The organism is Bacillus sp. JJ1764 (genome assembly GCF_036962145.1).
Lineage (GTDB): Bacteria > Bacillota > Bacilli > Bacillales > Cytobacillaceae > Neobacillus.
The window spans coordinates 1-22436 of record NZ_JBALNY010000120.1 but is presented as its reverse complement, the minus strand read 5'-3'; the positions used below and the strand labels follow the sequence as shown (position 1 = coordinate 22436).

General features: G+C 39.2%; 22 protein-coding genes. 5 read left to right on the top strand and 17 right to left on the bottom strand.

The window, feature by feature from the left end:
* Positions 1-152: 152 nt before the first annotated feature.
* The 4 genes from V7083_RS16570 to V7083_RS16555 all read right to left on the bottom strand — a co-directional run bounded on the left by V7083_RS16570 (position 153) and on the right by V7083_RS16555 (position 2491).
* Positions 153-497, bottom strand: a complete 345-nt coding sequence (locus tag V7083_RS16570; protein WP_335479840.1) for a DUF1048 domain-containing protein — start codon at positions 495-497, stop codon at positions 153-155.
* Positions 494-838, bottom strand: a complete 345-nt coding sequence (locus V7083_RS16565; protein WP_335479838.1) for a PadR family transcriptional regulator — start codon at positions 836-838, stop codon at positions 494-496. Before V7083_RS16565 ends, V7083_RS16570 begins: the two co-directional genes overlap by 4 nt.
* Positions 839-1295: 457 nt before the next feature.
* Positions 1296-1781 (bottom strand): HIT family protein, encoded by a 486-nt coding sequence (locus V7083_RS16560; RefSeq protein WP_335479836.1) that lies wholly within the window; start codon positions 1779-1781, stop codon positions 1296-1298.
* A gap of 212 nt (positions 1782-1993) precedes the next feature.
* A complete protein-coding gene (locus tag V7083_RS16555) occupies positions 1994-2491 on the bottom strand; it encodes a kinase (RefSeq protein WP_335479834.1) in 498 nt (165 codons plus the stop codon).
* Between the two features lie 283 nt (positions 2492-2774).
* On the opposite strand from V7083_RS16555, the gene V7083_RS16550 reads away from it, so the two are divergent.
* Entirely contained in the window at positions 2775-3401 is a 627-nt protein-coding gene (locus V7083_RS16550) for a class I SAM-dependent methyltransferase (protein ID WP_335479832.1), read from the top strand.
* 184 nt (positions 3402-3585) lie between these two features.
* Here V7083_RS16550 and V7083_RS16545 read toward each other — a convergent pair whose 3' ends face one another.
* The 4 genes from V7083_RS16545 to rlmD all read right to left on the bottom strand — a co-directional run bounded on the left by V7083_RS16545 (position 3586) and on the right by rlmD (position 8255).
* Positions 3586-4377 (bottom strand): lipid II flippase Amj family protein, encoded by a 792-nt coding sequence (locus V7083_RS16545; protein ID WP_335479831.1) that lies wholly within the window; start codon positions 4375-4377, stop codon positions 3586-3588.
* A gap of 42 nt (positions 4378-4419) precedes the next feature.
* Positions 4420-4893: a GNAT family N-acetyltransferase gene (locus tag V7083_RS16540; protein ID WP_335479829.1), complete on the bottom strand. Its 474-nt coding sequence runs from the start codon at positions 4891-4893 to the stop codon at positions 4420-4422.
* A 541-nt stretch (positions 4894-5434) separates the two neighbouring features.
* Positions 5435-6286: a DegV family protein gene (locus V7083_RS16535; protein WP_335479827.1), complete on the bottom strand. Its 852-nt coding sequence runs from the start codon at positions 6284-6286 to the stop codon at positions 5435-5437.
* A 589-nt stretch (positions 6287-6875) separates the two neighbouring features.
* Positions 6876-8255 (bottom strand): 23S rRNA (uracil(1939)-C(5))-methyltransferase RlmD, encoded by a 1380-nt coding sequence (gene rlmD, locus V7083_RS16530; RefSeq protein WP_335479825.1) that lies wholly within the window; start codon positions 8253-8255, stop codon positions 6876-6878.
* Between the two features lie 184 nt (positions 8256-8439).
* Here rlmD and V7083_RS16525 point away from each other — a divergent pair, with 184 nt between their 5' ends.
* Positions 8440-8760: a hypothetical protein gene (locus V7083_RS16525; RefSeq protein ID WP_335479822.1), complete on the top strand. Its 321-nt coding sequence runs from the start codon at positions 8440-8442 to the stop codon at positions 8758-8760.
* A gap of 201 nt (positions 8761-8961) precedes the next feature.
* Positions 8962-9273: a hypothetical protein gene (locus tag V7083_RS16520; protein WP_335479820.1), complete on the top strand. Its 312-nt coding sequence runs from the start codon at positions 8962-8964 to the stop codon at positions 9271-9273.
* 107 nt (positions 9274-9380) lie between these two features.
* Here the strand turns inward: V7083_RS16520 and V7083_RS16515 are convergent, their stop codons facing one another.
* The 7 genes from V7083_RS16515 to V7083_RS16485 all read right to left on the bottom strand — a co-directional run bounded on the left by V7083_RS16515 (position 9381) and on the right by V7083_RS16485 (position 17692).
* The gene (locus V7083_RS16515) at positions 9381-10844 is read right to left on the bottom strand and encodes a nicotinate phosphoribosyltransferase (protein WP_335479818.1); all 1464 of its coding nucleotides are present in this window, start codon (positions 10842-10844) and stop codon (positions 9381-9383) included.
* A 62-nt stretch (positions 10845-10906) separates the two neighbouring features.
* Positions 10907-11452, bottom strand: a complete 546-nt coding sequence (locus V7083_RS16510) for a cysteine hydrolase family protein (RefSeq protein WP_335479816.1) — start codon at positions 11450-11452, stop codon at positions 10907-10909.
* Positions 11453-11647: 195 nt separating this feature from the next.
* Positions 11648-12406 (bottom strand): succinate dehydrogenase iron-sulfur subunit, encoded by a 759-nt coding sequence (gene sdhB, locus V7083_RS16505; protein WP_335479814.1) that lies wholly within the window; start codon positions 12404-12406, stop codon positions 11648-11650.
* Positions 12406-14172, bottom strand: a complete 1767-nt coding sequence (sdhA, locus tag V7083_RS16500) for a succinate dehydrogenase flavoprotein subunit (RefSeq protein WP_335479812.1) — start codon at positions 14170-14172, stop codon at positions 12406-12408. Before sdhA ends, sdhB begins: the two co-directional genes overlap by 1 nt.
* Positions 14173-14197: 25 nt before the next feature.
* On the bottom strand, positions 14198-14812 hold the full coding sequence (locus V7083_RS16495) for a succinate dehydrogenase cytochrome b558 subunit (RefSeq protein ID WP_335479810.1): 615 nt from the start codon (positions 14810-14812) through the stop codon (positions 14198-14200).
* Between the two features lie 79 nt (positions 14813-14891).
* Positions 14892-16346 carry an aspartate ammonia-lyase gene (aspA, locus tag V7083_RS16490; RefSeq protein WP_335479808.1) on the bottom strand — a complete coding sequence of 485 codons (1455 nt, stop codon included), beginning with the start codon at positions 16344-16346 and terminating at the stop codon, positions 14892-14894.
* Between the two features lie 32 nt (positions 16347-16378).
* Positions 16379-17692 carry an anaerobic C4-dicarboxylate transporter gene (locus V7083_RS16485; RefSeq protein WP_335479807.1) on the bottom strand — a complete coding sequence of 438 codons (1314 nt, stop codon included), beginning with the start codon at positions 17690-17692 and terminating at the stop codon, positions 16379-16381.
* Positions 17693-18034: 342 nt separating this feature from the next.
* On the opposite strand from V7083_RS16485, the gene V7083_RS16480 reads away from it, so the two are divergent.
* Together V7083_RS16480 and V7083_RS16475 are read left to right on the top strand one after the other, a co-directional pair.
* Complete coding sequence (locus V7083_RS16480; protein WP_335479805.1) at positions 18035-19282, top strand: sensor histidine kinase; 1248 nt, start codon at positions 18035-18037, stop codon at positions 19280-19282.
* Between the two features lie 5 nt (positions 19283-19287).
* Positions 19288-20196, top strand: coding sequence for a response regulator (locus V7083_RS16475; RefSeq protein ID WP_335479803.1), 909 nt, complete (start codon positions 19288-19290; stop codon positions 20194-20196).
* Positions 20197-20256: 60 nt separating this feature from the next.
* Here the strand turns inward: V7083_RS16475 and V7083_RS16470 are convergent, their stop codons facing one another.
* Both V7083_RS16470 and V7083_RS16465 read right to left on the bottom strand, forming a co-directional pair.
* Positions 20257-21198: a diacylglycerol kinase gene (locus tag V7083_RS16470; RefSeq protein WP_335479800.1), complete on the bottom strand. Its 942-nt coding sequence runs from the start codon at positions 21196-21198 to the stop codon at positions 20257-20259.
* A 305-nt stretch (positions 21199-21503) separates the two neighbouring features.
* On the bottom strand, positions 21504-22436 hold a 933-nt coding region (locus V7083_RS16465; protein WP_335479798.1), incomplete at its 5' end, for a hypothetical protein.

Here is a 22436-nt window from a genome sequence, read left to right as displayed (position 1 = left end):
TATAACTGAATAGTTGAGGTGACATAGTACATTTGTAACCAGCTATTCAGTAGGTATGATCCATTCCATTCATTTATTCCCAATCTATTAAGATACCTGTCGACATCGGTTTTAGCGTTTTTCCACTTTATCGCCCCAAGTGAAGATTTTCTTTATTCACCGCGTCCAATTGTATCGTTCAACTTCTTACGATACTTATCCTTCCACGTTTGCTCATCCTTCACTAGGTCATCGCAGAAAGCAGCTACGTCCTCACCTGTAAGGTCAGTGACTTTCTTGCCATCCGCTGCACCTTCCTCAAAGAGGTCAAGAATGCCGCCAAAGATACGGCTACTGTCCTTCCAGTCGGTAGGTCCGCCACCAGCAGTCCACAAATATTTTTGGATAGCTTTGTAAGCGTTGCGGAACTCAGTTGGAAGTGCCTTCGCACGCGCCTCCATCGCCTTCCATTCCCTTTTGTCATCCAGACTTCCGATAATTTTTTCAAAAATGCTCATATAACTTCTCCTTTTAATTTTATTTTCGTTTTAAGTTCATTTATTTTACTTGATACAAAATCCCATTTCCTCCAAAATAATTCAAGCTGCTCCTGGCCTGCTGCGTTGAGTGTGTAAAATTTTCTCGGCGGTCCCATAGTCGAAGGCTTTTTCTCGATGTCCACCAGATTGTTTTTCTCAAGTCGCATGGTTATCGTATAAACTGTACCTTCCACCACATCAGTGAAGCCAAGTTCCCGCAATTGTTGGGTGATTTCATAGCCGTAAGTTTCACCACGGCTGATGATTTCAAGCACACAACCCTCAAGCACCCCTTTCAGCATTTCTGTAATATTTTCCAACTTTTTACCTCCTTCTTATTTTACTAATTTATTTACAGCATTCTGCAATAATGGTATTTTGTGATACAGATATTCTGTAATACTGACTACTAGTATATAGTATTACCGAATACCTTCATTTGTCAATAAAACTTTTCATCAAATAAGCCCGTTATTACGGAATTATAATTTTATTGAGTAAAAAACCATTAGGATAAGGTGAACTAATATGATCTACACCTGACTTAAAATATCCTAATGATATAAAAGCATTAAACGGGCTATCAAGACCCATTATTTATCAAAAAGTACATTGCCAGCAGAATAATCATTACAACAAAAATACCTATAAGAAGCCGTTTCAATATAAGCCCTCCTTTAAATTTTCTTTGTAAAGCTTCATTATCATGCTAAATTAAGAACCAAAAATGCCTTTTTGATTGCTACTGTTGAGGTAAATATCTATTTGTGGAAAGAGCTAACTTTCTAATGCTTTAGTTAAGGCTTTAATTGCACTCATTACTTCACTAATATTTTCTTCATTGTTCAAATTGTTTCTTGCATGAAGAAGAACAGGTCTAACAGACTCTATCGAACGTCCAAATTCATACATCCATTCATAACGTGGAACCATCCAAGTATGAAAATGATGTGTTGTATCTTCATTGTAAAAATAATATACGTATTCTATATCTAAGACCTCTCGTTGAGCCTTTCTAATCTTTGAAAGAATGTTTATATAGTCATTTCTTTCTAATTCCGTTAGTTCATCCAAACATTTTATATGCCGTTTTGAAGCTAATATTACTAACCCCCTTATTGGATAGGCAACATCTTGATGTGCATGGAAATATTCAGTTTCAATCACAACTCCACCATCAGGTTCAATTACTCCATTTACCAACGCACAACTTAAACAATCGACCTCTACTGTTTTTCCATTGGATAATGTAATTTTTCTCATAAGAGTCCCCCTAATTATCAAAATCTGATAATACCTTTTGCTTTTATTTCCTGGACTTAAAAAGATAACTTTAAAATTCGGTTTTTTATCATCGCTTTTATTTCAGAAATTAAATTTAAGGTACAACTCGTTTTAGTGAGTTTTAATTTTTTTGTCCGATTAAAATAGACCCATTGTGTCTGAATAAAAAAAGGACAGCTTTAGACGGCCCTCTACTTTTGCAGTTGATTTAAAATCAATTTCCATACATCGTTCTGTGACATATCATTAGTCAATATTATTTCTCCATCCACGCCAAGGTGATCTTTTGGATTCCACCAAGCACGCAAAGAATCTTCTCCGAATTCCATCTTTTTCGAACTAGAGTTGTGACGCTTAACTGTTTCCTCAAAGGATAAATCAAAATAATAAGTATATGTCTTTTGGTTATAGAACTGGATTAAGTTATTCAGCATTTCACCATAACGACTTTTAGACAGGATTCCTTCTACAATAACAAATTCACATTTATCTTTACCATATTCTGCGACTTGGCGTATCAGATCAATAGAAAGGTTCCCTTCTCTATCGTGAACCTTCAACATTTCACGGCGAACAACATCCTGAGAAACCAATAGCGTTCCATACCCCAAATAATTTTGAAGTTTTTTCGCAGTAGTGGTTTTTCCACTCCCAGAATTTCCTCGTATAATAATTAGCTTAGATTCCATATTCTCCCCTTACGAATATTTTCAAATATTTTATGGGGAATAGAAGTTGATTATTTTTGTAGGCATATGCAATCCCCTATTTACTTTCATAATAAGTTATTTGAGTTTTTTAGATAGAAAATACTGTTAAATATAGTATAATATGTTTTTAATAAATAATAAGAGAGTAATGTTTGAAAATTGTTAGTGACTTAATTTCCTCCAATAATAGAAACGTAGTATATCAATGCCTTTTTGTAGAGAAGTACCTGTGGAAATGTCTATGTAAATAGGAGGAGCATTCATGTTAAGTAAAAGTGGATTTAATTTATGGGCAAATCATTATGATAACACTGTTCATATAAGTGAAGAAAACAATGATTATCCGTTTGCAGGGTACAAACAAATATTAAATATTATATTCAATGAAGTAATGCAAAAAACGTATTCAAACGTGTTAGATATAGGGTTTGGAACAGGTGTATTAACAAGTAAGCTACATGAAAATGGTCATCAAATAGATGGTTTGGACTTCTCACCTAAAATGATCTCTATAGCAAAGTCCAAAATGCCAAATGCACATTTAATAGAGTGGGATATTTCAAAAGGTTTACCCTCCGAAATCGTGAACAAGCGGTATGATTCAATTGTCAGCACCTATACATTGCACCATCTAACGGATAGGGAAAAGGTCTCCTTTGTTTCCAAATTATTATCCCTACTAAAAGAAGAAGGGAAAATAATAATTGGCGACATTTCTTTTCAGAGCAGAGAAGAACTGAATGAATGCAGACAGAAAAATCTGCATCACTGGGACGATGATGAATTTTATTTCGTTTTTGATGAATTAAAATCCGCATTAGCAAGTATATGTAATTGTAAATTTCAACCGATTTCTCATTGCGGAGGGATTATAGTCATTTCTAAATAAAGTATGGGAGTAGCAAGCAAGTTTACATAGCTACTCCTACTCTTTCTGAAATATTATTGCCTGTTAATCTTTGGTCAGGATTGCGGGTGTTTTTTCCCATTTTGTTCCGCTTTTTGCGAAAATTATTTTATGACAGACGAAGTGTTTATTTTGAAGTTTGTTAGTTTATTGCGGATAAAGAAGCTTATATCATTTTTGCAATAATTACAATCAAATATGAAGCAGGAATTATTAGTAATAGCGATGCGAATGTTCCCAATGTTTTACTTCCTACCATTCCAATTACAACTGTACGAAAATCTTCTTCTGTGCAGTTTCCTTCTATCACATCATCAGTCATAACCGATAACTGTGGGTCAATAAATATTGCCATGAGAATAGTCGCAATCCCATTTATGATTGAAGATAAAGTAACGCATGTTGCTCTTAAATCTGGAGCAATACTACCTGCATATATTGGTGCTAATGCTCCAACCGTTAATAGGGCAACTGCAATGAGATTAAAAATCATTATGTTTATTGGTAATTTCCTAATATTAAATCCTGTTATATTCTCTTTTACGGGGATTGCCACACAGTCTTTTATGTAATTAACTCCAGATTTTGAAAAACTATGGATAACAAGTTTAGGAATTGATCGATCGACTGAGAAATGTAATACCCCTTTATAAAAAATCCTTTGAAATGTTGGAATTAAAAAAGCTCCAACAATTGTAGCAATGCCCGACACTAAAATGATAACATTAAATATAGGTAATAAATCATTAGAACCAGAGTGATGTTCTACATATTTAGTTAATAATGGAACTTGAAATGTTACTGCCATTCTTGATACTAACGTTAAAATATTAAATACTGCAAATGATACAGCTATTTTACCTGTTCTAACCCCAACCATTCGGACAGAATACGCCAATGTCCCTATCAAAGATATAATAAAATTTAAGATTAAAACAATGAAAATTTGTGAACTCAATTTCTTTACACCTACTATTCTTGATAAACTGTAGTATATGGACTAACATATTTTTTTATAATGAACAAGAGTTATCTTTTCATTTATGCTATGTTTCCAGTCTGGCATCTGTTTGAAACCCATTTTTTCATATAAATAACAATTATGTTCTTCCTGCAAGATTGTTCTTAATTCCCAAGTGGTTGCTTGCGGGAACAACTCCTCTATTAAACTTATTGCCTTCTGTGCTATCCCCTTCCCTTGGAACTCAGGTAAAATAAACATTGGGCTTATCCAATACTGCGTTTTTTCTTTCCAAAATACACAAATAGCTCCTACCAGAACATCATCGAACAGGATTTTATAAAATCCTCCGCTGGGATTATTGATCCTCATTAACACTCTTTCTGTTGTTTCATTAGCAGGACTTGTTTCATAATCCTTATATTTTTCCAACAAAGGTAAAAATGCCTTAACTTGTATATCAAATATTGCTTGAGCATCTACATTTGTTGCTTTTTCTAATCGAACTTCCAAAAGACCACTACCCAATATATGTAATAATTAGTATTCTACAATTCTTTTGTTATTTCCTTCACCTTCAGAAATTAGAACGTGGTTACTTTGTTGCTCCGCTCCCTGATAAATAAACAAACTCCCCTTGTAATTAAGTTTATTTGGGATCATCAGGAGGAAAAAATAATACTAAGGTAAGGAAATGCTTTGATGATCCAATGCAGCTTATTTATGTATGGTGATCCTTGTTTTTAAATTTCTATTACTTTTTCCAACTATGAATGAACGTTAATACATAAAAAAAGACCGAGGGCGCTTCAAGATTTCTCCTGAAGACCATCGATCTGTAGAGCAAATTATTATTTAGAGGTTTACAACTTTTTTACGAGTTGTGCGACACATTCCACGTGGGTTGAATGTTGATCATAGACACGTTATGTAGCAGTGTATAACCTTCCAATTTAGTTTTCATTTTTTGATTACATTGAAAGTTTATCTATATTTATTATCGCACCTCATTGTTGAAAAAGTTTAAGCATTCCTGGGACATTTTGGAACGTCCCTACAATTCTAACCCTGCAATCCCGAAGCCCCCAGGTCCAGAGTGAGTAGAAATCATAGCACCCGCCTGAATCCATTTTACATTTTTGAAACCATTTTCTTTTGCGATTTCATCCATCCGTTCTTTGATACTTTCATTGAGTCCGATTGAGTATAGAAAATAGAGTTGTTCTCTATCAACGTTGTATTGATTTAAATAATCTTGCATGAGTTTTTCTGCAACTCCACTCATTTTCCCACGATATTTTTTAGTTGAAACAAGGTTTCCTTCAATTAATTCAATGCAAGGTTTTATTTTTAATAAAGCCCCTCCGAGATAAGCAATATTACTTACTCGTCCACCCGCTCTTAAAAATTCTAAGCTGCCGGGAATGAAGGACAGCCTTGATTTAGGAACCTTTGATTCAATTTTTTCTATTAAGCGAACAGGTTCAATCGTAGGTTCTTTCTCTAACATAGTAACAGCATACATCACAATTGCGGTTAATCCACCTGTAACGTTCAAAGCGTCAATTAGAAAAAGATCCTCAAAACCTTCCGCAGCAATTATCGCATTTTGAAAGGAAGAAGATGCCTTAGACGTATAACCAATATGAATAATGACACAATCAGGAAAATCCACTTTTATTTTCGAAAAAAAATCATGATACTCATAAGCATTTGTAGAAGTTGTAGACGGTATTTTTTTTGTACGCTCATAATATTCATAAATTTCGTTTACAGGTAACGAACCATCTAAATAATCTTGCCCGTCCATGATAACATGCATTGGGACTACTTGAACTGCATGTTTGTCAGCTAAATCTTTTGGTAAATCTGCTCCACTCTCTGTCGATAAAATAATCCTTCTCATTTTATGTCCCCTTCCATTTTATACAGTCATTACAGTTCGTGCTTCATCATTATGAATTACTCTAACTATACATGAAAAAGGAAATTTATACGGTAAAACTCTAATTTTTAATTTGGAAACTTTGTTCCGGGAAAAGGTCAATTCCCATAACAAAAAGTTATTTCAAACATTCTGTCCAAAGTGTAATGTTTGGTGTGCTTTTTAGATAATCAAATTATTATTAAAAGAATCCTCTGAACGTAATTTAGTCATCTAAAAGACATTCTTTGTATTATGAAAGGTAGTTTTAATTTTACATCAAAATGATCTGGTTTGCTAAGTGATCATAGCTTTTCTTGTAAATATATGCATGCTTAATCGAAATTAAGTGTACCAGCAAGAGAGGACAATAATGGGGGGCAACACGATACCAGCCAAGCTGAAGGACGTTAAAAACCAAACAGGGTTGGGAAAATAGATGTTCGATAATGAACAACTGTTTTAAAAAAACAAATTAGATGAGGAATTATTAATGAAACTGCAAAATAAGGTAGCAGTACTATCAGGAGCAGAAAGTTAATCATCTTCAAGATACGAAAAAAGGCAACGCTCAGTTGCCTTTCTTTAATATGAGTTGCGAGACGCACTCAACGTGCGTCGTCATTGGAAACATATCCACAGGCTGAACCTCAAGCGTCTTATATCCCCCATCTTCTAGAATCCGCAAATCTCTTGCCAAGGTACCTGGATTGCAGGATACGTAGACGACCTTTGTTGGTTTCATATCAATGATGGTCTGTAGCAATGCTTCGTCACAGCCTTTTCGTGGCGGATCGACCACCAGGACATCGGCGGTATTCCCTTCCTTATACCAAGTTGGAATGACTACTTCAGCTTCTCCGACAGCAAATTCTGCATTCGTTATCCCGTTTAAGTCCGCATTCCGCCGGGCATCTTCAATTGCCTCAGGTACAATTTCTACACCAAATACTTGTTTTGCCTTTTGTGCTAAAAATAACGAGATCGTACCAATTCCACAATAGGCATCAATCACGCTCTCTTCCCCACTTAAATTGGCATATTCAAGAGCCTTATCGTAAAGCACCTTTGTCTGAATAGGATTGACCTGATAAAAAGACAAGGCTGAAATAGCAAACTTCACGTTGCCAATATAATCGTAGATAAATTCATTGCCCCATAAAACAGATGTCTTTTCACCAAGTATTACGTTGGTCCGTTTGGAATTGACATTATGGACGATTGATTTTACCTGGGGCAGCCGTGCCGTGACTTTTTCAATTAATTGATTTTTAAAAGGAATATCAGCCGTCCTTGTTACGACAACAATCATTAATTCACCCGTTTGCCTTCCGTAACGGGCCATAATATGACGCAGCACTCCTTTATGAGTTTCCTCGTTGTAAGCAGGAATACCTAGCTCCCCGCAAATCTCCTTCACTGCTTTGATTGCCTCGTTTACTTCAGGGAGTTGAATCACACTTTCATCTGCATCCACAATTTCGTGGCTTCTAGGTTTGAAGAATCCGGCAATCAGTTTGCCATCCTTTTCCCCTACAGGCACTTGGGCTTTGTTTCGGTAGTGGAATGGCTGGTCCATTCCGATAATCGGGTGGACGACGACATCCTCCAGTTTGCCAATTCGGCTTAAAACCTGGCGGACTTGATTTTCCTTGTATATAAGCTGCCCTTCATAGCTGATATGCTCGAGCTGACAGCCACCGTATTGATTCTGTTCCTCGCTAGGAATGTCTACCCGGTACGGGCTTTTTTCATAAAGTTCAATTAATCGACCGACGCCATAGCCTTTATTTACCTTAATGACCTTGATCTTTGCTTTTTCTCCAGGCAAACCGTTTGGGATAAATAGTGGATACCCATCCACTTTGGCTACGCCTGCTCCATCATGAGTTAAATCCTCGAAAACGACCTCAATATATTCATTTTTTTGAACCGGCAATGTTCTGCTCATTTACTTCTTCCTTTTCTGCATTTTGACTAACGAGATTGTATCATAAAGCAAGCTTTAATGCGAAATTTGCCATGTTTAGTAGATTTTTACCCATTTTTCATTTAAATTGTCAGAATATTTTTGTTTTCAAATATAATGAAAGTGAGTATGATTAAAACAATCTCATTGGAAGGAGTCGATTACGGTGAAGAAGTTTAATGCTGTCTCCATCCTATTGCTCCTTAGTCTTTTGGCTTTTACCTTGATTCATTTACCTTCCATCAATCACACCAATCACGCTGCCGAGCATAAGGCTGTCATCATGTTGGATGATACGTCATCCAAGGTGCAATGGGACGATGAGAAAAAACAGCCATTTCATCCTCCATTACTATTTATCTTGACTCTGATCCTGCCCATTACCACATTTTCTCTGCAGTATTTCTCATCTAATTATTACAAAGGCTACTTCTTTCTATTACCTAAATTTTATCAATCTAATTACATGGTCTCACCCTCCCTTTAATGCACTATTTTTTAAAAATAAGGGAGGAATTTTAAAATGTGGATTCGATTTCTAATGATTGGCTTCTTCTCATTTTCTGCGGTGAGCCTGTTAACTTACCAAGGTATCGAGATTTTCCATGCATTTGTTGATTACTTCAAACAAAAATAAATGAAAGGCAGACTCTTAGGTGCTTGGTTATGGACTTTAGAGTCTGCTTTTTTGATTTTAACGGGTACTGGCAATTTGGTTTTGATTGGTGTCCTATTGGCGATTGCCATTTTTCAATTTATATTTTTGGGGCGACAAGAGGGTTTATTGGCGACCGATTTTTCGGTTCCTTTCCTTTTTCGGGCGCCAAGGGGGCTTATTGGCGACCGCCTTCTCGGCCCTTTTCCTTATTCCGGGCGCCAAGGGGGCTTATTGGCGACCGTCTTTTCCCGTCTTTTCCCCTCTTTTCCTTTTTCAGGTGCCAAGGGGGCTTATTCACCATGCCCATTTCCTGCCATTCCTTTAATTGATGGCAGGCTGTAAAAAGGAACACCTGGCTCTATTGAAAATACTCAAAAAGGTGACAGGCACCGCATCCCTATGAAAAAGGACGCCCTTTTTGAGAGGCGTCCTTCGGTTCACTGTTTTATTTATTCTTTCATTGCTGCAACTTTTTCTTTTATTTCTTCGATGTTTCTCATTTTGTTGTCCCAGCATTTTTGGCTGAGGTCGACTGGGTAGTCTTCGGGATTCATGGTACGTTTGTATTCGTCCCAGAGGGCGTCTAGGTTTTGCTTTAAATATTCTCTGGATTCTTCTAAGCATGGAAGTTTGTGAACTAGCTCTCCATTCACGAAAATATCTTGGTGTAGCTCTTTTGCTGTATAGTTGGTGACAATTTTATTTAAGTACGTATGGGTAGGATGGAACATCCGCAACCGTTTTTCCGGCAGCTTTTCATCCTCCATCGCGATGTAATCTCCTTCAGCATAGTGGTTCTGATTGTTGATAATCCGGTAGATTTTCTTTAATCCTGGAGTGGTGACTTTCTCAGGATTTGAGGATATTTTAATGGTATCCTCCATCTCTCCGTTCTCATTCTCAATGGAAACAATCTTATAAACTGCGCCAAGAGCCGCCTGATCAAAAGCGGTGATCAGTTTTGTACCAATTCCCCAGCTATCGATTTTAGCACCCTGCGCCTTTAAGTTCAAAATCGTATATTCATCCAAATCACTCGAGGCAAAGATCTTGGCATCCTTAAAACCTGCTTCATCAAGCAGTTTACGCGCTTTCTTTGATAAATAAGCAAGGTCTCCGCTATCAAGACGGATTCCGATAAAGTTAATCTTGTCCCCTAGTTCCTTCGCTACTTTAATTGCGTTGGGCACTCCTAATCGCAACGTATCATATGTATCCACTAAGAATACGCAATCCTTATGAGTTGCCGCATATTTATGGAAGGCCGTATATTCATCTTTATATGCTTGAACCATTGAATGGGCATGTGTCCCTGAAACAGGTATACCAAACAATTTACCGGCACGAACATTACTGGTGGCCTGGAATCCTGCCAAATAAGCCGCCCTTGTTCCCCAGATGGCTGCATCCATTTCTTGAGCCCGTCTGGTGCCAAATTCCATGGCCACTTCATCACCAACTACTTGTTTAATGCGTGAAGCCTTTGTGGCGATTAATGTTTGGTAATTTACAATGTTAAGCAAAGCGGTCTCAATGAGCTGAGCCTCTGCCAATGGTGCATCTACCCGTAAAATCGGCTCACTGCCAAAGACTAGCTCCCCTTCACTCATAGCACGAATTGTACCAGTGAATCTCATATTTTTAAGATAATCTAAAAATTCTTCACCATACCCAACTTCATTTTTCAAATAGTCCAGATCATCTTCACTGAAACGAAAACCTTGAATAAACTGAATCACCTTTTCCAAACCTGCAAAGACAGCATAACCGTTCCCAAATGGAAGCTTGCGAAAAAACAGTTCGAAAACCGCGCGTTTATTATGGATTCCATCCTTCCAATAGGTCTCCGCCATATTGATTTGATAAAGGTCAGTATGCAATGTAAAACTATCATCCTGATAAATGTGTTTCATAATCGTCCTCCGAAAACTAATACAGCTATTCAGTATTTTAAACCATAATAACATTATTAAAGCTATTTAACCATAGCACCTAGTGATTGTTCAAAATGTCCGAGAGCCCACTCATGCCCTGAAGGATTAAAAGAGGCAACCCCATCCTTGTAAACGACAATCTTAAAGCCTTTATTATAGGCATCCACAGAGGTATGCAGGACACAAATATCGGTGCAAACACCTACAAGATGAACCTCAGTAATGCCGCGCTCTCTCAATTTAATTTCGAGATCCGTTCCAGCAAATGCAGAATACCGTGTCTTATTCATGTACATCACGTTTTCCCGATGCTTATTTGCTTCAAAAACTTCCTGCAGCCCACCAAATAAATCTCTTCCGGACGTTCCCCGAAGATTGTGCGGCGGGAATAATTTGGTTTCCGGGTGGTATTCATCGCCCTTGTCATGAACGTCGATCGTAAATACGACAAAGTCACCGTTTTCGATAAACTCTTTTGTCAGCCGGACGATTTCTCCTTCAATCTCCTGCCCCGGCTTTCCGCACGTCAATGCCCCAGCATCTGCCACAAAATCATACGTATAATCAATATTAATCAGCGCCTTCATCCCCAACACTCCTTAACAATCTGTTGTCTTTCATTATACACCCTTTTATTCAGAGCTTATAATGATCCTTCTTTCAATCTACAGCAGATTACTCAAAGTGCAACAATACAAGGTATAGCAAAAAATCCTGCACTATTTTCAAATGCAGGATTCTTTAAAAGAATATATTTAACGACCGTTAGATATTCCAAACTATCAATAACTTCCAAAGAAATTCTTAAAGGATTGAACAGTAACTTGGCGATTTAAATGGGCGATCGAGGTGGTTAGTGGAATTCCCTTAGGGCAAACCTCCACACAGTTTTGCGAGTTCCCGCAGGATGTCAACCCGCCCTCACCCATGATTGCTGCCAATCTCTCTTCCTTATGCATGGCACCTGTCGGATGGGCATTAAACAGACGCACTTGCGACAATGGGGCAGGACCAATAAACGCTGATTTGTCATTGACATTTGGACAGGCCTCAAGACAGCAGCCACAGGTCATACATTTGGATAACTCGTAGGCCCACTGCCGTGTTTTTTCCGGCATCCTTGGCCCTGCACCCAAATCGTATGTTCCATCAATTGGAATCCATGCTTTTACCTTTTTTAATGACTCAAACAATCGAGTTCTATCCACCATTAAATCCCTCATCACCGGGAATGTGGATAGTGGTGCCAAACATATCGGCTGTTCTAACTGGTCGATGAGTGTCGAACAGGCTTGGCGGGGGTTGCCGTTGATGAGCATTGAGCATGCACCGCAAACCTCTTCTAAACAAACGGATTCCCAAATAACTGGAGTCGTTTTTTCCCCTTTATGATTTACTGGATTCTTTTGAATTTCCATTAAGGCAGAAATGATATTCATGTTGGAGCGATATGGAACCAGGAATTCCTCTGTATAAGGAGCTGACTTGGAATCCTTTTGCCTTGTAATGATTAAGTGAACTTTCTTGGCCGCTTCTGCCATTATGCTTTCGCTCCTTTCTTCGCTTTTGTATAATCCCGTTTGCGAGGTTTAATAAGCGAGATATCAACGTCCTCATATGATAATTCCGGAAGATTGGTTTGGGAATTGTATCTTGCGATCGTTGTTTTTAACCAGTCTTCATCATTGCGGTCAGGGAATTCCGGTTTATAATGCGCTCCCCGGCTTTCATTCCGATTGTAGGCCCCTAGCGTGATGACATGGGCAAGATTAATCATTCCTTCTAATTGGCGTACGAACGAAGCACTGGAATTACTCCATTTTTCCGTGTCTTCAATGTTAATATTTTGATAGCGTTCCGCGAATTCCTGAAGTTTTTCATAGGTCATTTTCAACTTCTTGTTTTCGCGGACGACTGTCACATTCGCAGTCATTAATTCCCCAAGCTCTTTATGCAATACATACGCATTTTCCGTTCCGTTCATCGCTAAAATTGATTCATATTTTCGAGTATCTTCCATTGCTTGCTTTTCAAAAATGGAACTTGAAATCTGTTCGGTTGATTTTTCCAATCCATGAATATATTCAAGGGCTTTAGGACCAGCCATCATTCCCCCGTAAACGGCAGATAATAAGGAGTTCGCCCCAAGGCGGTTTGCTCCATGCTGGGAGTAATCACATTCACCGGCAGCAAATAATCCTGGAATATTGGTTCGCTGGTCAAAATCCACCCATAACCCACCCATGGAATAATGAACTCCAGGGAAAATTTTCATCGGGATCTTTCGCGGGTCATCCCCCATGAATTTTTCATAAATTTCCATGATGCCACCAAGTTTAATGTCCAGTTGTTTCGCGTCAATATGAGATAAATCAAGGTAGACTTTGTTTTCCCCATCAATTCCAAGTTTTTGATTCACACATACATCGAAAATTTCACGGGTCGCAATATCACGCGGCACCAAATTCCCATAAGCCGGATATTTCTCCTCCAAAAAATACCATGGCCTTCCGTCTTTATAGGTCCACACCCTCCCGCCTTCTCCACGAGCTGATTCACTCATAAGGCGATTTTTATCATCACCCGGTATCGCGGTTGGATGGATTTGAATAAATTCTCCATTTGCATACAAGGCGCCTTGTTGATAGAGTCTTGAGGCTGCATAACCTGTATTAATGGTTGAATTGGTGGATTTTCCAAAAATCATTCCCAATCCGCCCGACGCCATGATAACAGCGTCCGCCGGAAAAGCTTTCATTTCCATCGTTCGTAAATTCTGGGCTGTAATTCCGCGACAGACGCCGGCATCATCAAGAACGGCCGAGACAAATTCCCAGCTTTCATATTTTGTTACCAATCCCTTTACCTCTAGGCTGCGTACCTGTTCGTCCAGTGCATACAGGAGCTGCTGACCGGTTGTAGCACCTGCATAGGCCGTTCTGTGGTGTTGGGTTCCGCCGAAACGGCGAAAATCTAGTAATCCTTCAGGGGTGCGGTTAAACATGACCCCCATTCGGTCAAACATATGGATGATCTTTGGAGCAGCCTCACACATTGCTTTTACCGGCGGCTGATTGGCTAGGAAGTCCCCGCCGTATACGGAATCATCGAAATGTTCCCATGGTGAATCATTCTCTCCTTTTGTATTGACAGCCCCGTTAATTCCGCCCTGGGCACACACAGAATGAGAGCGTTTGACTGGGACGACAGAAAATAAATCTACTTTCGTTCCTGCTTCTGCTATTTTAATGGCGGCCATCAATCCTGCCAAACCGCCGCCTACAATGACAATATTACCTTTGCTCATTGGTAACTCCTCCCTATCAAGCTCTTTATGCAAATGCCAAAATGGCGCGGATTCCGATAAAGGCTAAAGCGATAAATAATCCGAAAGAAATATATTGTGTGATTTTCTGTGATTGAGGCGAAATGGTAATTCCCCATGTGATGAGGAATGTCCAAATTCCATTTACAAAGTGATATACACAAGAGAGAATGCCAATAATGTAGAGTATTAACGATAAGTTGTTATCAACAATGTTGGCCATTAAATGATAGTTGGCTTCCACTCCATTAAACTCTACCTGCACCTTTGTCTCCCAGACATGCCAAATGATAAACACAAATGCTATGAAACCCGTAATTCGTTGCAGGAAAAATTTCAAGTTACGGAGGTACGTATAACTGCCTATATTGTTCTTTGCCTGTCTGGCAATGAAAATACCATATATGCCATGAAACAATAGAGGAACAAAAATAACAAATAATTCCAAAAAATATTTGAATGGCAGATTTACCATAAAGTTTGCGGCCTTATTGTATGAGTCCATCCCCCAAGTTGCCGAATAATTTACGAATAAGTGAACCGTCATGAACACACCGACAGGGATGATTCCTGATAGAGAATGAAGCTTTCGGTAAAAGTGCTGGTGTTTTCCACGCTCCATAATTTTTCCCTCCTAAAGATGCAAAGTTAGTAAAAAAAGAAGCCGGCGCCGGTCCTGGCAAGGCGCCAGCTCATTTAATCTACGCTAATACGTGTGTTTGAGCATACCGTTTTTTTAGAAGTAATTCTTTACCGGCAATACCAGGGTTGGTCATTTCAAAGGGATGTAAAATCGTATCTAGCTCTTCAGCCGTCAATACTCCCCGTTCCAGAACAATTTCTCTTACCGGACGACTGGTAAGAATCGCTTCCCTCGCAATACTAGCAGCTGTTTCATAACCAACATGTGGATTAATGGCAGTGATCACTCCGACACTATTATTCACGTAAGCTTCCATTCTTTCTTTATTGGCCGTAATGCCGCTTAAACAATATTCACGGAACACAGTAAATACATTGGTCATGACTTTAATGGATTGCAGCAGGTTAAAGACAATCACTGGTTCCATTACGTTCAATTCAAATTGTCCTGCTTCTGATGCCATGCTTATCGTTAAATCGTTTCCTACCACCTGGAATGCACTCTGGTTTAACACTTCAGCCATAACTGGGTTGACTTTTCCCGGCATGATGGACGAACCTGGCTGCCGTGCCGGAAGATTGATTTCTCCTAATCCACAACGAGGACCGGATGTCATCATCCGTAAATCATTTGCCACTTTTGACATATTCAACATACAGATTTTTAGAGCGGACGATACTTCGATATAGGCATCTGTATTTTGCGTTCCGTCAACAAGGTCTTCGGAGCCTTTGATAGGTAGGCCGGTGATCCCTGCCAAATACTTCACTGTTCTTTCAATGTACTCAGGTTCCGCATTTAGGCCAGTACCTACAGCTGTTGCTCCCATATTCACTTCATACAAGTTCTTGCGGGTTTCTTTAATTCTCTTAATGTCTCTTCGCAACACACGTGCATAGGCTTCAAATTCCTGGCTAAGCAGAATAGGTACAGCATCCTGGAGATGAGTGCGACCCATTTTGATCAGGCCGTCGAACTCGTTTGCCTTTTTCATAAATTCTAAATGAAGCTCTTCCATGGCTTTGATTAGGGTTTCCAATGCCATTAAAGTGGACAAATGAATGGCTGTCGGAAAGGCATCATTTGTTGATTGGGCCATATTCACATGGGAATTTGGACTTATCACTTTGTAATTCCCTTTTTTCTCGCCTATAATCTCCAAGGCCCGGTTGGCCAGCACTTCGTTTGTGTTCATATTAATTGATGTTCCTGCCCCGCCTTGAATGGGATCAACGATAAATTGGTCGTGCAGTTTCCCTTCCATTACTTCATCTGCAGCTTCCATAATTGCATATGCGACTTTTTTATCCAATTGGCCAATCTCTGCATTTGCAAAGGCTGCAGCCTTTTTCACCATGGCCATTGCTTTAATTAACATTCCATCAATTCGATAGCCCGTGATCGGAAAATTTTCAACTGCACGCATTGTTTGAACACCATAATAGGCATCATTCGGAACCTGTTTTTCACCAAGGAAGTCTTTTTCAATTCGGAAAGCATTTGAATCACTCATGTTTCGTCATCTCCAATTTACATTTTTTAAAATTAAAGAATAATCGTGCTTAACAAGATGCCAATCCCTACCGCTCCAATGGTGGCTATCAAGCCTGGAATCATGAAGCTGTGATTCAATATATATTTACCGATTCTAGTTGTACCGGTGCGGTCAAAGTTTATGGCTGCGACGACGGTTGGATAGTTTGGAATGAAGAAGTACCCGTTAACTGCTGGGAACATGGCAATCAGTAACGCTGGATTGATTCCAAGTGTTACCCCCAGCGGCATTAAAGTCCGAACCGTCGCTGCCTGACTGTAAAGAAGTATCGATAGCGCGAAGAGCGCAAGCGCAAATAACCATGGTGCTGCCGTAACAAGGTCAGCTATGGAACCAGAAATGAGTTGCATGTTTCCTTGGAAAAAGGTATCTCCCATCCACGCAATCCCAAAGATGGCGACAACCGCAGCTGCACCTGCTTTAAATACACTTCCTGAAACAATTTCTTCCACTTTTGGTTTACAGAATATAATGATCAAGGCTGCAATCGACAGCATAACAATTTCTATCGCCGCAGGCATGGTCATCCGAGTAAACACTCCATCAATCATCCAGCCTGGACGCAATTTTTCAAATGAACCTAATAGCACAACCAGCACAGCCGCCAAAAGGAAAAAGATAACGGACAATTTAGAGCCTTTGGTCGCATTGTATTCCTTTTTATCCTTCCTAATGGGAGCTAAGCCAGCCTCCAGCCTTTTCAAATATTCAGGATCCTGATTAAGCTCTTTCCCCATTTTGCTGGCAACAAATGCGGCAAGCATGCAGGCAATCAAGGTGGATGGAATACAAATCATTAAAATATCAAGTAAGCTGATTTTAAAATCTGTCAACAAGGCCAACAGGGCAACCGTCGCGGCAGAAATTGGACTTGCTGTAATGGCCTGCTGTGAAGCAATAACAGCAATGGACATAGGTCTCTCAGGTCTTACTCCGGATTCCCGTGATACCTCGGCAATAACCGGTAAAACTGAATAAGCCACGTGTCCGGTTCCGGCGCAAAAAGTGAAAACATAGGTTACCAGCGGAGCAATGTATGTAATCCATTTAGGATTTTTTCTTAATGCCTTCTCGGCAAGATAAACAAGATATTCCATCCCGCCTGAAGCTTGCAAGGCACCTGCTGCAGTCACGACCGATAAAATCATTAGCATGACATCGATTGGGGCAGATGTTGGCTGCAAACCAAATCCAAAAACCAGAATCGCCAGACCAACTCCACCCATTACACCAAGTCCAACCCCGCCTAACCTTGCTCCAATAAAAATACATGCCAGGACAATCAAAAATTCTATCCAGAACATATGGATTTCCTCCAAACGATAATAGATTTTTTTACTCGGTACTTTGAATTAGATCATTTTCGTTGGCTTCACCAACCTTCTGTTTGAATGTGAATTTTTTCACAAGTCATTACAAAATAGAAGTAGGGTATGTCTGCATCCTGTGATAAAAATAAAAAAGTGCTGGGATGAAACTTCCCTTAAAAATTATCATTGAGGCTACTAAAAACTACATAAATATACACATAGATCTGAAAACTTAATAAATTTGTCATTTTTTTGGGGTTAAACTTGTTCATAATCGTTTTACGATAAAAGAAGCTTTAATAAATATAGGAGGCGATTTTACTGCGGGAGAAACTATTGGCCTATCTGTTTATCATCTTCGCTGTACCAATCGCGGGTGAATTAAAATTCTATCCCATTCATGTCGATATTAGGGTCAGCCTTGGAACGCCCGTATTTTTCTTTATCCTATTATGGATGAGAAAAATACATCCAATCCTGTCGGGTTTGTTGGCTGGGACTGCCGTGTTTCTGTTTCGCATGATTCTGTATGGATTACAATCCGATTCAATAAGCATTGCACATGCATTTTCTATGCATTTTCCAGTTTTCTTTTATTACCTTGTTTTTTCTATGCTGTTTTATCTTTTTAAAATTAATACTCTATATGACAATCCATTTTTAATTGGTGTACTCGGAGTAGTCATTGAGATTCTTGCCAGTATGGTGGAAATCACATTCAGGTACTTTTCTTCTCATACACCGCTTACCTTGCACACCTTTCTCATCATTGGCGGGATTGCCATTATCCGCAGTTTTTTTGTATTAGGCTTTTTTAATATTCTTATTCTGAGGGAATCGAAGCTGGCAGAAGAACAACAGCGTAAGCGGAATGAGGAAATTTTATTAACAATTTCAAATCTATATGTCGAGATGATTCAGGTAAAAAAATCGTCCAAAAATGCAGAAGAACTAACGAGTTCCTGTTATGGCCTTTATCGAGGGCTAAAGGGAGGAAAAAACAACCAGGAGTCCCAGACAACCTTAAAGATTGCCGGTCAAATTCATGAGATCAAAAAAGATCTTCAGCGAATTTATGCAGGTCTATCGAAATTGATGGTGAAGGAAAATTTTAATGATTATATGGACATTGAAGATATTATTGCCATCATCATTTCATCCAATAAAAGTTATGGAGAAATGCTGGGCAAATCGATTGAGTATGAGGTGAGTATTTCGGGTGCTCATTTACATTACCGTACGTTTATCCTTTTTTCATTAATTAATAACCTTGTGGCGAATGCTGTTGAATCAATCCATGAAAAAGGGAAGATTGAGCTACTGGTCGAAAGGATAAATGAAAAAATCAAGATCGTAGTTAGTGATAACGGATCAGGAATTTCTGAAAAAAATAAGCCCTATATTTTTGAACCGGGTTTTACAACGAAATATGATGAAACAGGAATGGCCTCTAATGGAATCGGCTTATCGCATATCAAACAGGTCATTGAGAATATTGGCGGAGAAATCAATCTACTTGATACAACACAGAGAACCACTTTTGGTATTGAATTGCCTGCCGCAAGCTTAACTGAAGGGGGATAATAGCTTTGAAATTCTTTATTGTCGATGACTCCATAACCATCAGAAAAATGCTCGCGAATATTATTGAAGAAGATGAACTCGGAACAGTTGTAGGAGATGTGGAAGATGGATCCGAGGTCTATGCAGATATACTTGCCGAACAAGAGATTGATATTCTTCTGATTGACTTACTAATGCCCAATCGTGACGGAATTGAAACAGTGCGGGAAATTTCCCCTTCTTTTAAAGGAAAAATTATTATGATATCTCAGGTGGAAGCGAAAGAGATGATTGGGGAGGCCTATGAATTAGGAATTGAACACTATATTACAAAACCCATTAATCGCCTGGAAGTTGTGAATATCCTTAAAAAGGTATCCAATCTTTTAAGACTTGAAAATTCTTTAAATGATATCCAAAAATCTTTGAGTTTTTTAAATAATAGTAAGGTAGAATCTCAAACACCGCTTAAGACCAACCATAATCCCATAGTGAAATCCGGAAAGAACATCCTGCTGGAGCTTGGGATTATCGGGGAGAGCGGCAACAAGGATTTACTTGATATTTTAGCAGTATTATCCCGGCTGGAATCTGAAGGAATACGCGATGTTCCTCCACTTAGGGACTTGTATGAAAAAATAATTGAAAAACGTCACGGGTCTTCCATCACACAACAAGAATTAAGAAAAGAAATAAAAGCGGGCGAGCAAAGGATCCGTCGTGCCATCCATCAAGCTTTGGACCATATCGCCTCCTTAGGTCTTACTGATTACACCAATGCAAAATTTGAAAACTACGCTTCATGCTTTTTCGATTACAATCAGGTTAGAATGAAAATGTTAGAGCTGGAAGGGAAAATTTCAGGTGAGAACAGCCATTCCAGAATCAATATTAAGAAATTTATTCAAGCTTTGTATATGGAAGCTAAGAGATAACACGTATTGATATGCGAAAAAAGCCCTAAAGTTTCACCTTTGGGCTTTTTATTTTAATAACTAACTATATCTCATTCCAGATTCCCAATCCGTCGGACGGTCATTTGGACGAATGTCATCAAGCGGCACGAAAACCTCTAAATGGCGGTATAAATTTTCAAATTCCACAGGCAGTAACCCGCCAAATTCTCCATCTAAGTTTAATTGGACCTTTTCCGGAGATTGCACCTTAATTCGATTGGCTTTTGTGTAGATCACATTTGGATCATTAATATGTTCGCCTCGGATGGCCAAAGTAGCTACCCGAATAAACTCGGCTAGATTCACTTTTTTCAAAATTAATAAGGAAAATAAGCCATCATTGATGGATGAATCAGGAGCCAATTTTTCAAATCCGCCAATGGAGTTGGTCAACCCGACAAGGAACATCATTGCTTCCCCTTCAAACAGCTTCCCATCGTATTCAATCTTAAGTTCAGAAGCTTTGATGGAAGGGAGCATTTCCATTCCTTTTAAATAGTAGGCAAGTTGTCCTAACATCGTCTTTAATTTGCTCGGAACTTCATAGGTTAGTTCTGTCATTCGGCCTCCGCCGCCTATGTTAATAAAATATTTATCATTAATCCGGCCGATATCGACTGGAATTAATTCACCTCTTGTAATGATATCTACTGCCGCTCCGACATCCCGAGGGATTTGGAGTGCACGGGCGAAGTCATTCGTGGTTCCTGCGGGGATAATCCCTAATTTTGGGCGATATTCCTGCTCCGCGATGCCATTTACCACTTCATTGATGGTTCCATCCCCACCTGCAGCAATGACCACATCATAACGGCGCTCGACCGCAATTCGCGCTGCATAGGTAGCATCACCTGCTTCCGTTGTTGCATGGGCAGATGCCTCGTACCCGGCCTTTTCTAATTTTTCAAGAATCTCCGGCAACTGCCGTTTAATCAATTCACGGCCCGAAGTAGGATTGTAAATCAGTCTTGCTCTTTTCATCATCATCATCCTATTAATAAATTCAACTATTCGCCATAGCCTTCTATATTCTACCAATTAATACCCGCGCTTACAATAAAGCGATGCATCCATCTAATATAATACCGCTGTTTTCTTATTTTGCAAAAAAAAAGTAAATAATCCGTTTGGTTTTGGGTTGTGCGGTACCTTCTCCCTTCGTTTTCTATTCATTTTGTTCGCTGGTTGAATCCTCTTATCAGCCTACTCTTTTAAAAAATTACTTTTTTCGTCACATAAAAAGCCCCCGGCGGCCTAAAGGTCATTGTTCCGGAAGCTCATCGAATTTATTGCCCAGAGTTAAGGCTAACCTGATAGGCATTAGCAATATTAATGGTATATTTCCCCTCACCTGACTGAAAAATGGCACTTTTCAATGAGGGCTCTCCTTCTCCTGTGGCAGGCTTTTCAGTTACTTTCCATTCGCCATCTTTCCCTGTAACCTCTTGCACTCCTACTGCTGCGATCTTGAGATCCTTGCTTTCTGAAGTATCCAAGACGATCGATGACGCACTTTCAATATTCCAGTTGCTTGTAAGCATTCTTGGTTTTAATCTAAGTGTGTTATCGCTGCCAATTACCTCAACCTTTATATTATTAGGAACTAGTATCGTAGCAGCCATCTCTCCCTCTTGGTTAAACGGAGCTACTTCGTTAGGTAACGATTTCACATTGATATACAGGGTGTCGCCTTTTTGATTAGCAGAAATGTAATCGTCTGGCCTCTTAATCAATTTGGTGTTATCTGCCGTCTGCACTCTATATGTTCCAAACATCGAAACAGCATTTTCCGGACTAGATTCTATAGTCATATCATAGCCTGTCGTACGAACGACCACCCGTTTGATATCAGCATTCACCTGGTAAGTGAAATCCGGTAGCTCAAAGGACCGCTCTTCTCTAACCATAACCTCTTCAATTTTCCCCGTCAGTCCTGTGGTATTTAGTACAGCAAAGGCAATTCCCACCATACCGATTATTCCGACAAAAACAATACTTAAAAAGTCATATTTTAAAATGGGCTTTTCCTGTCTAGATAAGAATAAATAAAGGAGTATTTCGATTCCTAGAACAATTAATAATACAGGCCACCAAGCTGTCATCGCCTGAATGAGATCAAACCCGAAAAATCGGGAGAGAAACAGGAAGAGGCCCAGCAAGACCAGCGCCCCTCCCATTGAAAATGTACCGACACGCCACGTTCTCATACCCCTGTCCCC

Bases quoted from the DNA above. Each gene is read 5' to 3' on its own strand.
- V7083_RS16555 (WP_335479834.1), bottom strand. From the start codon at position 2,491: ATGGAATCTAAGCTAATTATTATACGAGGAAATTCTGGGAGTGGAAAA.
- sdhA (WP_335479812.1), bottom strand. From the start codon at position 14,172: ATGAGCAAAGGTAATATTGTCATTGTAGGCGGCGGTTTGGCAGGATTG.
- sdhB (WP_335479814.1), bottom strand. From the start codon at position 12,406: ATGGCAGAAGCGGCCAAGAAAGTTCACTTAATCATTACAAGGCAAAAG.
- V7083_RS16560 (WP_335479836.1), bottom strand. From the start codon at position 1,781: ATGAGAAAAATTACATTATCCAATGGAAAAACAGTAGAGGTCGATTGT.
- V7083_RS16515 (WP_335479818.1), bottom strand. From the start codon at position 10,844: ATGAAACACATTTATCAGGATGATAGTTTTACATTGCATACTGACCTT.
- rlmD (WP_335479825.1), bottom strand. From the start codon at position 8,255: ATGAGCAGAACATTGCCGGTTCAAAAAAATGAATATATTGAGGTCGTT.
- V7083_RS16570 (WP_335479840.1), bottom strand. From the start codon at position 497: ATGAGCATTTTTGAAAAAATTATCGGAAGTCTGGATGACAAAAGGGAA.
- aspA (WP_335479808.1), bottom strand. From the start codon at position 16,346: ATGAGTGATTCAAATGCTTTCCGAATTGAAAAAGACTTCCTTGGTGAA.
- V7083_RS16495 (WP_335479810.1), bottom strand. From the start codon at position 14,812: ATGGAGCGTGGAAAACACCAGCACTTTTACCGAAAGCTTCATTCTCTA.
- V7083_RS16510 (WP_335479816.1), bottom strand. From the start codon at position 11,452: ATGAAGGCGCTGATTAATATTGATTATACGTATGATTTTGTGGCAGAT.
- V7083_RS16550 (WP_335479832.1), top strand. From the start codon at position 2,775: ATGTTAAGTAAAAGTGGATTTAATTTATGGGCAAATCATTATGATAAC.
- V7083_RS16485 (WP_335479807.1), bottom strand. From the start codon at position 17,692: ATGTTCTGGATAGAATTTTTGATTGTCCTGGCATGTATTTTTATTGGA.
- V7083_RS16535 (WP_335479827.1), bottom strand. From the start codon at position 6,286: ATGAGAAGGATTATTTTATCGACAGAGAGTGGAGCAGATTTACCAAAA.
- V7083_RS16470 (WP_335479800.1), bottom strand. From the start codon at position 21,198: ATGAAAAGAGCAAGACTGATTTACAATCCTACTTCGGGCCGTGAATTG.